Source organism: Escherichia sp. WS1118 (assembly GCF_046487695.1).
Classification (GTDB): Bacteria; Pseudomonadota; Gammaproteobacteria; order Enterobacterales; family Enterobacteriaceae; genus Escherichia; species Escherichia coli.
Window position 1 is genome coordinate 40,511 of record NZ_JBJQIZ010000020.1, and the last position, 14,582, is coordinate 55,092.

Genomic DNA, 14,582 nt, shown 5'->3' on the forward strand with positions numbered 1-14,582 from the left:
TTATGCAACGAGGGATAGTCTGGGTAGTCGATGACGATAGTTCCATCCGTTGGGTGCTTGAACGTGCGCTCGCTGGAGCGGGTTTAACCTGTACGACATTTGAGAACGGCGCGGAAGTACTGGAGGCGCTGGCGAGCAAAACGCCGGATGTGCTGCTTTCAGATATCCGTATGCCGGGAATGGACGGGCTGGCGCTGCTCAAGCAGATTAAACAGCGCCATCCGATGCTTCCGGTCATCATTATGACCGCACATTCCGATCTGGATGCTGCCGTCAGCGCCTATCAACAAGGGGCATTTGATTATCTGCCCAAACCGTTTGATATCGACGAAGCCGTGGCGCTGGTTGAGCGCGCCATCAGTCATTACCAGGAACAGCAGCAGCCGCGTAATGTTCAGCTTAACGGCCCAACGACCGATATCATCGGTGAAGCGCCAGCCATGCAGGACGTGTTCCGGATTATCGGTCGGCTTTCGCGTTCTTCTATTAGCGTGCTGATTAACGGCGAATCCGGCACCGGTAAAGAACTGGTCGCTCATGCCCTGCATCGCCACAGTCCGCGAGCCAAAGCGCCGTTTATCGCGCTCAATATGGCGGCTATCCCGAAGGATTTGATCGAATCCGAACTGTTTGGTCACGAGAAAGGCGCATTTACCGGCGCGAATACCATTCGTCAGGGGCGTTTTGAACAGGCTGATGGCGGTACATTATTTCTCGATGAAATTGGCGATATGCCGCTGGATGTGCAGACGCGTTTGCTGCGCGTGCTGGCAGACGGTCAGTTTTATCGCGTTGGCGGCTATGCGCCGGTGAAAGTAGATGTGCGGATTATCGCTGCCACTCACCAGAATCTTGAACAGCGGGTGCAGGAAGGCAAGTTCCGTGAGGATCTGTTCCACCGCCTGAACGTCATCCGCGTTCATCTGCCGCCACTGCGCGAACGTCGGGAAGATATTCCCCGTCTGGCACGCCATTTTTTACAGGTTGCCGCGCGAGAGCTGGGCGTAGAAGCGAAGTTGCTGCATCCGGAAACCGAAGCCGCGCTGACGCGTCTGACGTGGCCAGGCAACGTGCGCCAGCTGGAAAACACCTGCCGCTGGCTAACGGTAATGGCTGCCGGACAGGAAGTGTTGATTCAGGATTTGCCTGGCGAACTGTTTGAATCCACCGTAGCAGAAAGCCCTTCGCACATGCAGCCGGACAGTTGGGCAACGCTGTTAGCACAGTGGGCAGACAGAGCGCTGCGTTCCGGTCATCAAAACCTGCTTTCCGAAGCGCAGCCTGAGCTGGAGCGGACGTTACTGACCACCGCGTTGCGGCATACGCAGGGGCATAAACAGGAAGCGGCGCGGCTACTTGGCTGGGGCCGCAACACCCTGACGCGTAAGTTAAAAGAGCTGGGGATGGAGTGATTCACGGCTTGTGTGTAAAGATTGATTATTGAGCGCAAATTGCTGGTATTTTGCGCTTTACTGTTCCGATAAGTTCAGTATGATCTTGCCCGGAAAACGGGGAGAGTCATTATGCTGGAATCAATAATTAATCTGGTATCGAGTGGCGCAGTTGACAGCCACACACCGCAAACTGCTGTTGCTGCCGTGCTGTGTGCCGCGATGATAGGGCTGTTTAGCTGAAGCTCGTTGTTTACGCCGGATGCGGAGAAAGTCGTAGGCCTGATAAGACGCAACCAGCGTCGCATCAGGCGTTGATTGCCGGATGCGGCGTAAACGCCTTATCCGGCCTACAAAAGCAATAATTTCAACAGATTTTGCAGGCCTGATAAGCGTAGCGCATCAGGCAATCTTGTTCTCAGCACATTGATGGCGCTTTCGTTTTCTACTTTGTAAACGAAGCGCCATTCACAATTTAAATCACCCGAGAGAACTGCTGCATCCGCGCTTTCTGGCGCAGATAGGTATCAAAGCACATGCAAATGTTGCGGATCAGCAAGCGACCTTTCGCCGTCACCTGTATTCCCTTCTCATCCACATCCACCAGCCCATCTTTTGCTAACGGGGCGAGCAACTTGAGATCTTCCGCAAAGTAATCAGCGAAGAGCAAATCCCACTGTTGCTCAATAGGGGCGTAATCCAGACGGAAGTTGCAGATGAGCGACTTAATCACATCGCGGCGAATACAGTCATCACGCGTTAGCGCAATACCACGCCACAGCGCATTGCCTTGTTCATCCACTTGCTGATAGTACTGCTTCAACTCTTTCTGGTTCTGCGCGTAGCAGTCGCCAATCATGCTGATGGCGGAAACGCCCATCCCCAGCAGATCGGTATCGCCCTGAGTGGTGTAGCCCTGGAAGTTACGATGCAGCACGCCTTCACGCTGGGCCACCGCCAGCTCGTCATCCGGACGGGCAAAGTGATCCATACCGATAAACTGATAGCCCGATTGTGTCAGGAAGGCGATGGTTTCCTGCAGGATATCGAGTTTTTGCTGCGGACTCGGCAGGTCAGCGTCTTTGATTTTGCGCTGAGCAGCAAAAATGGTCGGCAAATGCGCGTAGTTAAAGACGCTCAGACGATCGGGGTTCAGCTCCGCCACGCGTTTCAGGGTAAAGGCGAAACTCTCCGGCGTCTGTTTCGGCAGGCCGTAAATCAGGTCGATGTTGGTGGAGGTAAAGCCAATCTCACGCGCATGGTTAAGCAGTGCAAAGATGAACTCTTCATCCTGCTCGCGGTTAACCAGACGTTGCACTTCTTTGTTGAAGTCCTGCACGCCCATGCTCAGCCGATTAAAGCCTTCGGCGCGTAAATGATCGAGTACATCCAGTTCGATTTCCCGCGGATCGACTTCGATCGAGATCTCCGCATCGGCATTGAACTGGACGTTTTCGCGCAGCAGCTTCATCAGACGGCTGATTTGCGCTTTGTTCAGATACGTCGGCGTACCACCGCCCCAGTGCAGCTGGCTCACCTTGCGCCCGGCAAAAAGCGGTGCACGATGGACGATTTCTTGCTCCAGCGCGTCCAGATACTGATCGGCCTTGTGCTGCTGGCGAGTAACTATCTTATTGCAACCGCAGAAGTAACAAAGCTTATGGCAGAACGGAATATGTACGTAGAGAGATAATGGACGCTCAGGATAGCGCGCCACGGCTTGTAAAAACGCCTGTTCGCCGAAGTCTTCTGAAAACTCCAGCGCGGTCGGGTACGAGGTGTATCGTGGCCCGGAATAGTTATATTTCTGGATCAGGGCCAGATCCCAGTCGATTTGCTGTACAGACATGCTCACTCCTTCCGATGGCGTCTCTGGCGGCTACGGCGTACCGGCGGATGCCCGTTTCGGGTCATCAGCCGGTTGCGCAGCCACTTTTGTCGCCGCGACAACCGCTGTAGTTTAACGAATAACCACACCAGATAACATATAACCGGAAGGGTTATCAGCAGAACGGGAAGGCCCACGGCGGCAATCCGTTAGTTGCCCCGCAGCAGACGCATCATGTCTTCTTGCTTCTCGTCTTCTTCCTCTTCTTCGTCATCGTCATAAGAGAGGCCGAGTTTCTGCATCAACTCATCAATACGATCCAGTTTAGCATCCACCCAGGATTGCTCTTCGGCGCTCAGGGTTTCGCCTGCTTCCAGACGTTCCAGCAGCGCATCCAGACGCTCATCCGTTTCCAGTAACTCCAACTCCGCCTGCGGTGAAAGCATAGGTTTCTCACTCTTCGGTTTGTGCTGTTTGGTGACTTTTTCAGTCACGCCCAATGGAATAGGGGTTTTACTGCCAATACGTGGATCTTTTGGTGCGTTCTGACCTTTGCTGCCTGACGTGGTGTTACCGCCCGCTGCGCGGCTGCCCGGCGCATGACCACGACGTTTTTTCTGACGCTTACGGTCACGAGCTTCCTGATCCAGCTCCTCGCGTGTTTTTCGACGCGCTTTTGCATGACCTTTGCTGCGTGAGTTTGAAGATGATGGTTTCATAATGGTTCGTCTTTTAGCCGTTTTATTCAGTATAGATTTGCGGCGGAATCTAACAGAAAGCAAGCAAAGAAAAAAGGCGACAGATTACTCTGTCGCCTTTTTTCCTGACTCATAACCCTTAACGGGTCTTACAATCCTTGCAGGCCGCCAACACACCCTGTTTTTCCATTAGCCGGAACAATCCGTGTTGATTCCATTTCCATTTAATTACGTCTCCGGACGTTTATCTTCCTGACAATCCTCTGTCTTCGCCTCCTGGCGCTCCTGACCCTCATCCTGAGTCATTGTTCCTGTTAGCGTCCTCGCTCTATGGGTGCTACTTTACGCCTTTGCTTTAAATAAACAATCAACCGCCATCAGTATTTGCACATTTTCAGAGTTTTATATAAAAGCAATTCACTGATTTATATAGCTTATTTGACATGCGTCGCAGAATTTTCTCTGCTATTTCGCATAAAGACTATCGGCAATGTCTCACAAAGCATATGGCTTTTACTTACAACGCTCACGCCGAAAAATCCGCCTTTTATTATGGTTCAGGTATAATCGCCGCAAAGCTTTGACTGATGGAGACGACCGCTTTGACTAATTTGAATTATCAACAGACGCATTTTGTGATGAGTGCGCCTGATATTCGCCACCTACCTTCCGATACCGGAATTGAAGTGGCTTTTGCAGGCCGTTCCAACGCAGGTAAATCCAGCGCGCTGAACACGCTGACTAACCAGAAAAGCCTGGCTCGTACCTCAAAAACCCCAGGGCGCACCCAGCTTATCAACCTGTTTGAAGTGGCTGACGGCAAGCGTCTGGTTGACTTGCCTGGGTACGGTTATGCGGAAGTCCCGGAAGAGATGAAGCGCAAATGGCAGCGCGCGCTCGGCGAGTACCTCGAAAAACGTCAGAGCCTGCAAGGTCTGGTGGTGCTAATGGATATTCGCCATCCGCTGAAAGATTTGGATCAGCAGATGATTGAGTGGGCGGTAGACAGCAATATCGCCGTGCTGGTACTGCTGACCAAAGCGGACAAACTGGCAAGCGGCGCACGTAAAGCGCAATTGAATATGGTGCGTGAAGCGGTGCTGGCGTTTAACGGTGATGTGCAGGTTGAAACGTTTTCTTCGCTGAAGAAACAAGGCGTGGACAAGCTGCGGCAGAAACTGGATACCTGGTTTAGCGAGATGCACCCTGTAGAAGAAACGCAGGACGGCGAATAATTTTCTTGCCTTAATGCTTGTGCCGGATGTGGCGTATCCGGCCCGTAAATTCAATAGATTACAATTCTACCGTTGGCCTGATAAACATGGCGTATCAGGCATTACGGATCTTTTCTTTCGCCCAATAAAAAACGCCCCAGTCATTACTGACTGGGGCGGCTAAAATATTCAGCCAAATCCGATTACGTGAAGTAAAAGGTCTGAAAGATAGAACATCTTACCTCTGTACCCTACGCGACTAACTTTACTCTTTTTTGTTCAGTTCAGAAAGCATTTTTTGTAATTTTTTTTCAGTTGTTGCATAGGAATTTCTAATAGCCATCACAAAACGTGACAGCTTATGTTGCTTACTTACGAAAAAAGGGCATGTTCAGGCGAATCTTAGTGCGCCTGATCCCAGTTTTCGCCACTCCCCACTTCCACCAGCAACGGCACATCCAGACGGGTACAGTTTTCCATCAGTTGATGAATCTGCTTCGCGACGGCATCGACATCATCTTTATGGACTTCAAATACCAGTTCATCGTGTACCTGCATGATCATACGAACGCGCGGTTGCTCAGCCTGTAGCCACGCATCAACGGCAATCATCGCCCGTTTGATAATGTCGGCGGCGGTTCCCTGCATTGGCGCGTTAATGGCTGCACGTTCAGCCGCTGCACGACGAGCACCATTGCTGGATTTGATATCCGGCAGATACAGACGGCGTCCGTCCAGCGTTTCAACGTAGCCCTGCTCTTTCGCCTGAGCACGGGTGCGTTCCATATACTCCAGCACGCCAGGGTAGCGTTCGAAGTAAAGGTCCATGTACTTCTGCGCTTCTTTACGCGGAATGTTCAATTGCCGCGCCAGACCGAAAGCACTCATGCCATAAATCAGACCAAAGTTGATCGCTTTCGCGCTACGACGTTGCTCGCTGGTGACGGTTTCCAGTGGCAAACCAAACACTTCTGCCGCCGTTGCACGGTGGATATCTTTTCCTTCGGCGAATGCGGTCAGCAAGCCTTTGTCACGCGAGAGATGCGCCATAATGCGCAGTTCAATCTGCGAGTAGTCCGCTGAGACAATCACATAATCCTCTGGCGCAATAAACGCCTGGCGGATACGGCGACCTTCTTCATTACGCACCGGAATGTTTTGCAGGTTAGGATCGGTTGACGATAAACGTCCCGTTGCGGTTACTGCCTGGTGATAAGAGGTATGTACACGCCCGGTTTTCGGGTTGATCATCAACGGCAGCTTGTCGGTGTAGGTCGATTTCAGCTTCGCCAGACCACGATACTCCAGAATCACTTTTGGCAACGGATAGTCCAGCGCCAATTCTTCCAGTACCTCTTCCGACGTTGACGGCGCGCCACCCGGCGTTTTCTTCAGCGGTTTAATGCCCTGTTTTTCAAACAGAATGGTTTGTAACTGCTTGGTGGAAGAAAGGTTAAATTCTTCACCTGCAATTTCATGCGCTTTCTTTTCCAGCTCAGCCAGACGCAAGGTGAGCTCTTCAGAGTGATTGTGCAGCACTTTCGGATCGATCTTCACACCGTTACGTTCAATGCGTGAAAGCACCGGCACCAGCGGCATTTCGATATTCTCGAAGACGTTCAACGGCCCTTTGTGTTTTTGCAGATCCGGCCACATTTTCAGATGCAACTGCAAGGTGACATCTGCATCTTCGGCGGCGTAACGTCCGGCTTCTTCGAGGGCAATCTGGTTAAAGGTCAGTTGATTTTTGCCTTTACCCGCAATCTCTTCAAAAGTGATGGTTTTGTGCTTCAACCAACGTTCCGCGAGGCTGTCCATATCGTGACGTCCGGCAACGCTATTGAGAATGTAGGACTCCAGCATGGTATCAAACGCAATCCCACGTAGTTCAATGCCGTAGTTCGCCAGAATACCGCGATCGTATTTCAGGTTTTGCCCGACCTTCAGCGCCTTTTCATCTTCCAGCAGCGGTTTTAGCAGCTCGAGTGCACGCTCGCGAGAGATTTGATCGGGCGCATCAAGATAATCATGAGCAACCGGAATATATGCCGCTACGCCTGGCTCGATAGCAAAAGAAAGCCCGACCAGGTTAGCAGAGATGTTATCAAGGCTGTCAGTTTCGGTATCAAATGCAAATACCGGCGCTTTTTCCAGCTTCGCAATCCACTCTTTCAGTGTTTCTTCATCAAGGATGGTGACGTAGTTGTCATAAGAAATCACCGTTGCCGTCACTTCTGGCGCTTCGTCTGCAACACTGGTTTCCTGCGGCCTGGCTGCGGGTTTCGCCCCTTTAGCCTGTAGCCATTTTCCCGCTTCGACATCAGCAGTCCAGCGTTTGAACTCATACTTTTTGAACAGACCTAACAACTCTTCCGCCGCCGGTGGCTGCACTTCCAGTTGTTCACAGGTCAGCTCCAGTTCAACGTCGGTTTTAATCGTTGCCAGCTGGTATGAGAGATAAGCAACTTCTTTGTTTTGCTCGAGCTTCGCTGCCATTGTTTTCGCGCCACGGAAGCTCAACCCAGCAATTTTTTCTGGCTCGGCATACAGCGTATCCAGCCCGCCAAGACCTTGCAGCAATGCCTGCGCGGTTTTTTCACCGACGCCCGGTACGCCAGGAATGTTATCAGAGGAGTCACCCATCAGCGCCAGGAAATCGATGATCAGTTCTGGCGGCACGCCGTACTTATTCACCACCTCTTCCGGTCCGAGGATGGTATTCGTCATGGTATTGATAAGCGTAATATTTGGCGTCACCAGCTGCGCCATATCTTTATCGCCAGTGCTGATCAGCACCGGACGCCCGGTTTTTTCGGCTTCGCGCGCCAGAGTACCAATAACGTCGTCCGCTTCTACGCCAGAAACCGCCAGCAGCGGCAGTCCCATCGCTTTAACCATCGCGTGCAGAGGTTCGATTTGTGCTCGCAGATCGTCCGGCATTGGCGGGCGATGTGATTTGTAATGTTCAAACAGTTCATCACGAAAGGTTTTTCCCTTGGCGTCAAAGACCACCGCTGCATGCGTCGGTTTATATTGCATGATCAGACTGCGCAGCATGTTGAGGACACCATACATCGCACCGGTCGGCTCGCCTGCGCTGTTAGTCAGCGGGGGAAACGCGTGATATGCGCGATAAAGATAAGATGAACCATCTACAAGGATAAGTGGATTTTGGGGGATCTGAACCATAATGTCCGTGCCTGTTTATCAGATTATGGGTAAAGGATGCCACAGACAGGATGAAAACATGAGTTTTTCACCGCTTTTCGTGAAAATCTTTTGTAGATCTTCTGGATCGCTCGCAAATCGTCATGTGGATAACTTTGTGCATAAATTATTTACATCGCTTTTAATTTATTATCATGCTTTTTACAGCATGATGTTTATCTTTGTTTTTCATGCAGTTAAAAATAAAGCCATCCCTAATAATTGAGATGATGGGATTTTTTCTAATGTGGATAGATATGAATTATTTTTCTCCTTAAGGATCATCCGTTATTTGGGTCGTTTTCTGCTAAAATCTGCGCCTTGCGCTTCTTTAGCGCACTGTCTATGGCTAACCTTTTGAATAAATTCATTATGACGAGAATACTCGCTGCGATAACCCTTTTGCTGAGTATCGTATTGACCATTTTGGTCACTATTTTTTGTTCCGTCCCGATCATCATTGCCGGGATTGTAAAACTATTGCTACCTGTGCCAGTCATTTGGCGAAAGGTTTCGCGTTTTTGTGATTTTATGATGTATTGCTGGTGTGAAGGTCTGGCGGTATTACTGCATCTGAACCCACACCTGCAATGGGAAGTTCACGGGCTGGAAGGGTTAAGTAAGAAGAACTGGTATCTGCTTATTTGTAACCACCGTAGTTGGGCAGATATTGTCGTACTGTGCGTGCTGTTTCGTAAGCACATTCCGATGAATAAATATTTCCTCAAGCAGCAGCTGGCCTGGGTGCCTTTTCTTGGCCTGGCGTGCTGGGCGCTGGATATGCCGTTTATGAAGCGTTATTCCCGCGCTTATTTATTACGTCATCCGGAGCGACGTGGTAAAGATGTTGAAACCACTCGGCGTTCTTGTGAAAAGTTTCGCCTGCACCCCACCACTATTGTCAATTTCGTTGAAGGCTCCCGTTTCACGCAAGAAAAACATCAGCAAACCCACTCCTCTTTTCAAAACTTGTTGCCACCAAAGGCGGCAGGCATTGCGATGGCGCTAAATGTACTGGGTAAACAATTCGATAAACTGCTTAATGTTACGCTGTGTTATCCGGACAATAACCGTCAGCCGTTCTTCGATATGTTAAGCGGTAAACTGACGCGAATTGTCGTACATGTGGATTTACAGCCTATTGCCGATGAGTTACATGGCGACTACATCAATGACAAAAGCTTTAAGCGCCATTTTCAGCAATGGCTGAACTCATTGTGGCAGGAAAAAGACCGGCTTCTGACATCGTTGATGTCATCACAGCGGCAGGAAAAGTAAGTTTTACTCGCCTCTGAATGAGCAGAGGCGAGTGAGTATTTTAATGAACAAAACGTCCGGCACGAGACATAAATTCTTCTTCGCTCATCTCCTGTCCGTTAAAAACAACTTTACCCGGTGTATAACGCAGTTGCAGCGAGGCGGTATTGTTGTCAATCGTGATTAACTGCAACATCTGACCTAATGTCATCATCCCGCTGATTTGTTTATCAGCCCGCTTTTGCGCTTTTTCCGCATCCATCCCTTCAGATAAATTAAGCTGTTTTGCGGTTTCTGTGGCGACATTAAGCGGTAACTTCATATCAAAATTGAGCGATTTAATATCTTTGTTTGTGGATGATGAAGATTTGGCGGGGTCGGCAATACTGATATCCAGATTGGCATTTAGTTCGCCGAGTGCGTTCTTCCATCTTACTGGTTGTTTAATGGTCGGCTCACTTTTTTGTAATAACGGTAAATACTCTTTGAACAATGCAGCATTCACTTCTTGCAGAGCAACTTCATCGTTTGCTAACTCAGGGTGTGCAGCAAGCTGCTTCTGCATCGCAATGTTATACTGGATGATAAATTGGCGCGCCGCTGAGGGATCAATAGACTCAGCAATCAATGACCACTCACCACTACCGAGTTGCTGATTCCCTTTTGTTAACTTATCAAGTTCGTAGGTCAGATTGACATTGATATAATCTTTGTCTTTAACGCGATCCAGCCTGGTTTTTGCAACGAAAGCATCGATTTGGGCAACGACTTCCCCCTGGTTGATAATATTAACCTGATTAAATTTCGACTCGCTTTCACCAACCGGAAATTTCTTTTCTTCTAATCGTGTCAGAGAATCAATGGTAAAACTTTTCGCCGTTACTTTGTTCATTGGTGAAAATTGCAGAACAATATCTTCGACTTTGCCTTCAATATCCAGGTTAGACAATGAACTATCATCACCATTAAAAGTAAACTGGCCTTCACCAAAAGAAAACTTTCCATACTCTGCAGGGGCAACATCTAATGTCGTGGAGAATGGGCCACCAAACGCGAATCGCAATGTCGCTTCCACGGGCGATTTATTTTTCGCGGTGATAAATAGCGGTTGTGTCAGCTCATTATTCACTAAGTTCACTTTTGCCGCTGCCAGTGCTGGGATGACATTACCATGCATTAACATTGTGATGGGCAACGGACCGTGCTCAACATCCACATCAAATACAATTTTCTGGCCTGGCTTGATATTGAGATCGGGTGCACCGTTATCAAATGTCATTTGCATTTGAAAACGGGAATTAAAAAAGCCTTTGTCAAAATTTTTATAACTTAACATCATATCGTAGGCATGTTCACCTTTCTTTTTAGCATCGTTAAAACCTTTAATAAACTTTTCGACACCAGGCTGAATTTGCGTACCTGTGTACCATGTGCCACCACCCCAGATTACGGCTAACGCAACAATGGCACCTGTAGCTGACTTACGTATCATATAAATATTCCCTGATAAAACAGCAAAAATTTGAATATCCACTTATGCTGAAATAATGTCCAGCAGCAGGAAGCATTATCAGAATGTATTTATATTTATTAAATAATAAAAAAAGCCCGTGAATATTCACGGGCTTTATGTAATTTACATTGAATTATTTTTTCTCGGACAGATATTTCACAGTATCAGCATACTGCTGAACAAAAACATCCATATTGCTGGTATCCATACCCTGCGGATTCAGCTGATATTTACCGTTAACAAACATCGCCGGAACACCACGCAATTGCACGTCAGCTGCAGCTTTTTCCTGCTGAGCGACCAGAGATTTCACCACGAAGCTGTTCCACGCCGCGTCGTACTCTTCACCTTTAATACCTGCGTTGATAAATACATCGCGGATATCAGATGCTGAACGAATGGTCTGGGTTTTTTGTACGCCTTCAAACAGCGGAACTGTGACTTTGTCTTCCACGCCCAGCGCCATCGCCACAGCCCATGCCTGAGTCAGCTCTTTGCCCAGGTCACCCCCCATGAAGTTGACGTGGTATTTAGTCATCTTCACGCCTTCCGGCAGTTTTTTCTTCACGTTATCAGAAATATGCAGAACTTCTTCAAACTGATAGCAGTGCGGGCAGAAGAAAGAGAAAAACTCCAGCACTTGCGGCGCGCCAGCAACTGGTTTTTCCAGGGTAGTGTACTGTTTACCATCTTCATACTGCGCCGCCGATGCGCTAAACGCTAAAACTAAACCAGCCAGCGCCAGCCAAATCTTTTTCATGATCTACTCTCTCCGATTAATACATAGGTGTTAATTGCAAAGGGGGTTCTTGTAGAACTTTTGCCTGTTCTATAAAAGTCACCGTCTGTCGTAGCCAGTAATCTTCCCCGGTTAACCACGGGAAATTTTTCGGGAACGCGGGATCAGCCCAACGCCGCATTAGCCAGGCAAGATAATAAACCAAACGCATGGCGCGTAAAGGTTCAATCAGTCCGATTTCAGCGGTGTCGAACTCGCTAAATTCTTCATAAGCCTCAATAATAGTTTCCAGTTGCATCCGCTGCTCGGCTTTATCACCATTGAGCAACATCCACAAATCCTGAACGGCTGGACCATTACGTGCATCATCCAGATCAACAAACATTGGACCATCGCGCCAGAGAATATTCCCGGCGTGGCAGTCTCCATGTAGCCGCAGAACGGTGAAATCTTCCCGCCAGTGTGCTGTAACGGCGGCAATCAGCTCATCTGTCGCTTTCAGGAATGCCGCTTTCAACCCGGAAGGTATCAGTGTAGCGTCCTCAAACAGCTTGCGTGGCTCAATGAGATATTCATTCAAACCGATGGTCGGGCGATGGATAAAAAGCTGTTTGCGCCCCGTCTGGTGCATACGCCCTAAATAACGCCCAACCGCTTCCATCTGATCGATATTATCAGCTTCGAACTGGCGACCACCGACGCTTGGAAAAACAGCGAAATAAAATCCCTGATGGTTCAATAAAGTCTGACCATTAAAGGCCACAGGTGCTGCGACCGGAACTTCATCGTTAACCAGCTGCAACGCAAATTGATGTTCTTCGAGGATTTGATCGGCTGTCCAACGTTCAGGGCGATAAAATTTGACGACAAAACGTCGACGATCTTCGTCCTGAAATTGATAGACACGGTTTTCATAGCTGTTAAGCGGGGTAAGACCGGAATCCACCCGAATCCCATGCTCAAACAGAGCGTCCATGATGGTATCCGGGTGTAGTGTCTGGAAAGTAAAAGCGCTGTTGTTCATCCCATCATCCGGAAAACATTACGAATGATGAAGGATATCATTTCACGATGATTTTGGTTGCGCCGCTTACAAGCTTTTACTCTTTAATTACGCCACGTGCGCGTAATAGCGCCGTTTTGAAATCTTCTTCATAATCTTTCTGCAAACCCGGGATCACCGCATCTTTCGCGGAATCACGCATTTTCAGGTGATAGATCAGAATGTCATCCGTCAAATCCGCCAGTTCGCCGTCAAAACCTGACTCTTTCGCCAGTTTCTGCAAAAATTGCAGCAGGTTAAGGTCTGGCTCTTTTTGCCAGGCTGGCTGGAGGAGTTCAATAACTTCATTCAGACGTTTACATTTCATAGTAATGCTCCTTACTCTTGAGACAGACACGTTAGCAGGGTCAATCCCACAATAAAAGAGGCGATATCGGTGAATCTGATGACGACGATAACAGGCGTTGTGCTGGCGGGCGGTAAAGCCAGACGAATGGGCGGCGTAGATAAAGGATTGCTTGAATTAAACGGCAAACCATTATGGCAGCATGTCGCTGACGCGCTTATGACGCAGCTTTCTCACGTCGTGGTTAATGCTAATCGTCATCAGGAAATCTATCAGGTAAGCGGTCTGAAAGTGATTGAAGATTCACTGGCGGATTACCCTGGTCCTCTGGCAGGAATGCTTTCAGTAATGCAGCAGGAAGCGGGTGAGTGGTTTTTGTTTTGCCCGTGCGATACGCCTTACATTCCCCATGATTTAGCCGCCCGGCTTACTCATCAGCGCAAAGATGCGCCTGTCGTGTGGGTCCACGACGGTGAACGCGATCACCCGACTATTGCTCTGGTAAACCGCGCAATTGAGCCTTTATTACTGGAATATCTGCAAGCAGGAGAACGCCGGGTTATGGCATTTATGCGTCTGGCTGGCGGTCATGCGGTTGATTTCAGCGATCGTAAAGAGGCATTTATAAACGTGAATACGCCAGAGGAGCTTGCCCGATGGCAGGAAAAACGATGATACCGTTACTCGCCTTTGCTGCATGGAGTGGCACCGGAAAAACAACGCTGCTGAAAAAATTGATCCCGGCATTATGCGCCAGAGGGATCCGTCCGGGGCTGATTAAGCATACGCACCATGATATGGATGTTGATAAACCGGGCAAAGATAGCTATGAGCTGCGCAAGGCTGGCGCGGCGCAAACCATCGTTGCCAGCCAACAGCGATGGGCCTTGATGACGGAAACACCAGACGAAGAAGAGCTGGATCTACATTTTCTCGCAAGTCGAATGGATACCTCAAAGCTGGATTTGATTCTGGTCGAAGGGTTTAAGCATGAAGAGATCGCAAAGATTGTGCTGTTTCGCGATGGAGCCGGACATCGACCGGAAGAATTAGTGATAGACAGGCATGTTATTGCTGTAGCCAGTGATGTGCCGCTTAATCTTGATGTCGCGTTACTGGATATTAATGATGTTGAGGGGCTGGCTGATTTTGTGGTGGAGTGGATGCAAAAGCAGGACGGATAGGCAAGAGTAGGCTGGAGCAAACGCGCCAGCGTCGCATCCGGCATTTATTCCGCACCAACGCAAAAAAGCCCAGTCTTCCGAATGGGCTCTTCGCTTAATTTGATGCCTGGCAGTTCCCTACTCTCGCATGGGGAGACCCCACACTACCATCGGCGCTACGGCGTTTCACTTCTGAGTTCGGCATGGGGTCAGGTGGGACCAC

General features: G+C 49.2%; 13 protein-coding genes, 1 rRNA gene and 1 pseudogene. 6 read left to right on the plus strand and 9 right to left on the minus strand.

Going from position 1 to position 14,582, the window contains the following annotated elements; translation table 11 throughout:
- Positions 1-2 precede the first annotated feature (2 nt).
- Together glnG and ACJHYO_RS22410 are read left to right on the plus strand one after the other, a co-directional pair.
- Positions 3-1,412: a nitrogen regulation protein NR(I) gene (gene glnG / locus ACJHYO_RS22405; RefSeq protein ID WP_001188778.1), complete on the plus strand. Its 1,410-nt coding sequence runs from the start codon at positions 3-5 to the stop codon at positions 1,410-1,412.
- Positions 1,413-1,523: 111 nt separating this feature from the next.
- Positions 1,524-1,634 (plus strand): YshB family small membrane protein, encoded by a 111-nt coding sequence (locus ACJHYO_RS22410; RefSeq protein ID WP_000893994.1) that lies wholly within the window; start codon positions 1,524-1,526, stop codon positions 1,632-1,634.
- 232 nt (positions 1,635-1,866) lie between these two features.
- Here the strand turns inward: ACJHYO_RS22410 and hemN are convergent, their stop codons facing one another.
- The 3 genes and pseudogenes from hemN to ACJHYO_RS22425 form a co-directional block, all read right to left on the minus strand.
- Positions 1,867-3,240: an oxygen-independent coproporphyrinogen III oxidase gene (hemN, locus tag ACJHYO_RS22415; RefSeq protein WP_000116113.1), complete on the minus strand. Its 1,374-nt coding sequence runs from the start codon at positions 3,238-3,240 to the stop codon at positions 1,867-1,869.
- Positions 3,241-3,428: 188 nt separating this feature from the next.
- Positions 3,429-3,938 carry a Der GTPase-activating protein YihI gene (gene yihI / locus ACJHYO_RS22420; RefSeq protein WP_001295266.1) on the minus strand — a complete coding sequence of 170 codons (510 nt, stop codon included), beginning with the start codon at positions 3,936-3,938 and terminating at the stop codon, positions 3,429-3,431.
- 118 nt (positions 3,939-4,056) lie between these two features.
- Positions 4,057-4,223, minus strand: a pseudogene (locus ACJHYO_RS22425) (hypothetical protein).
- A 296-nt stretch (positions 4,224-4,519) separates the two neighbouring features.
- On the opposite strand from ACJHYO_RS22425, the gene yihA reads away from it, so the two are divergent.
- Complete coding sequence (yihA, locus tag ACJHYO_RS22430; protein ID WP_021513898.1) at positions 4,520-5,152, plus strand: ribosome biogenesis GTP-binding protein YihA/YsxC; 633 nt, start codon at positions 4,520-4,522, stop codon at positions 5,150-5,152.
- A 381-nt stretch (positions 5,153-5,533) separates the two neighbouring features.
- Here the strand turns inward: yihA and polA are convergent, their stop codons facing one another.
- A complete protein-coding gene (polA, locus tag ACJHYO_RS22435) occupies positions 5,534-8,320 on the minus strand; it encodes a DNA polymerase I (protein WP_021513897.1) in 2,787 nt (928 codons plus the stop codon).
- Between the two features lie 363 nt (positions 8,321-8,683).
- Here polA and ACJHYO_RS22440 point away from each other — a divergent pair, with 363 nt between their 5' ends.
- Positions 8,684-9,616, plus strand: coding sequence for an acyltransferase (locus tag ACJHYO_RS22440; protein WP_001350867.1), 933 nt, complete (start codon positions 8,684-8,686; stop codon positions 9,614-9,616).
- Positions 9,617-9,656: 40 nt separating this feature from the next.
- Here ACJHYO_RS22440 and ACJHYO_RS22445 read toward each other — a convergent pair whose 3' ends face one another.
- The 4 genes from ACJHYO_RS22445 to ACJHYO_RS22460 all read right to left on the minus strand — a co-directional run bounded on the left by ACJHYO_RS22445 (position 9,657) and on the right by ACJHYO_RS22460 (position 13,217).
- On the minus strand, positions 9,657-11,087 hold the full coding sequence (locus ACJHYO_RS22445) for a YdgA family protein (RefSeq protein WP_410232576.1): 1,431 nt from the start codon (positions 11,085-11,087) through the stop codon (positions 9,657-9,659).
- A 154-nt stretch (positions 11,088-11,241) separates the two neighbouring features.
- Entirely contained in the window at positions 11,242-11,868 is a 627-nt protein-coding gene (gene dsbA, locus ACJHYO_RS22450; RefSeq protein ID WP_000725344.1) for a thiol:disulfide interchange protein DsbA, read from the minus strand.
- Between the two features lie 16 nt (positions 11,869-11,884).
- Entirely contained in the window at positions 11,885-12,871 is a 987-nt protein-coding gene (gene srkA, locus ACJHYO_RS22455; protein WP_001065498.1) for a stress response kinase SrkA, read from the minus strand.
- A 76-nt stretch (positions 12,872-12,947) separates the two neighbouring features.
- Entirely contained in the window at positions 12,948-13,217 is a 270-nt protein-coding gene (locus ACJHYO_RS22460; RefSeq protein ID WP_001295263.1) for a YihD family protein, read from the minus strand.
- 69 nt (positions 13,218-13,286) lie between these two features.
- Between ACJHYO_RS22460 and mobA the strand changes: the two genes are divergently transcribed.
- Both mobA and mobB read left to right on the plus strand, forming a co-directional pair.
- On the plus strand, positions 13,287-13,871 hold the full coding sequence (mobA, locus tag ACJHYO_RS22465; RefSeq protein WP_001052187.1) for a molybdenum cofactor guanylyltransferase MobA: 585 nt from the start codon (positions 13,287-13,289) through the stop codon (positions 13,869-13,871).
- Complete coding sequence (mobB, locus tag ACJHYO_RS22470) at positions 13,853-14,380, plus strand: molybdopterin-guanine dinucleotide biosynthesis protein MobB (RefSeq protein WP_000907613.1); 528 nt, start codon at positions 13,853-13,855, stop codon at positions 14,378-14,380. Before mobA ends, mobB begins: the two co-directional genes overlap by 19 nt.
- 104 nt (positions 14,381-14,484) lie before the next feature.
- Here the strand turns inward: mobB and rrf are convergent.
- Positions 14,485-14,582, minus strand: a 5S ribosomal RNA gene (rrf, locus tag ACJHYO_RS22475); the annotation flags it as partial.

Excerpts from the sequence above, each read along its gene's own strand:
- glnG (WP_001188778.1), top strand. The coding sequence starts at position 3 with ATGCAACGAGGGATAGTCTGGGTAGTCGATGACGATAGTTCCATCCGT.
- ACJHYO_RS22410 (WP_000893994.1), top strand. The coding sequence starts at position 1,524 with ATGCTGGAATCAATAATTAATCTGGTATCGAGTGGCGCAGTTGACAGC.
- hemN (WP_000116113.1), bottom strand. The coding sequence starts at position 3,240 with ATGTCTGTACAGCAAATCGACTGGGATCTGGCCCTGATCCAGAAATAT.
- yihI (WP_001295266.1), bottom strand. The coding sequence starts at position 3,938 with ATGAAACCATCATCTTCAAACTCACGCAGCAAAGGTCATGCAAAAGCG.
- polA (WP_021513897.1), bottom strand. The coding sequence starts at position 8,320 with ATGGTTCAGATCCCCCAAAATCCACTTATCCTTGTAGATGGTTCATCT.
- ACJHYO_RS22440 (WP_001350867.1), top strand. The coding sequence starts at position 8,684 with ATGGCTAACCTTTTGAATAAATTCATTATGACGAGAATACTCGCTGCG.
- ACJHYO_RS22445 (WP_410232576.1), bottom strand. The coding sequence starts at position 11,087 with ATGATACGTAAGTCAGCTACAGGTGCCATTGTTGCGTTAGCCGTAATC.
- dsbA (WP_000725344.1), bottom strand. The coding sequence starts at position 11,868 with ATGAAAAAGATTTGGCTGGCGCTGGCTGGTTTAGTTTTAGCGTTTAGC.
- srkA (WP_001065498.1), bottom strand. The coding sequence starts at position 12,871 with ATGAACAACAGCGCTTTTACTTTCCAGACACTACACCCGGATACCATC.
- ACJHYO_RS22460 (WP_001295263.1), bottom strand. The coding sequence starts at position 13,217 with ATGAAATGTAAACGTCTGAATGAAGTTATTGAACTCCTCCAGCCAGCC.
- mobB (WP_000907613.1), top strand. The coding sequence starts at position 13,853 with ATGGCAGGAAAAACGATGATACCGTTACTCGCCTTTGCTGCATGGAGT.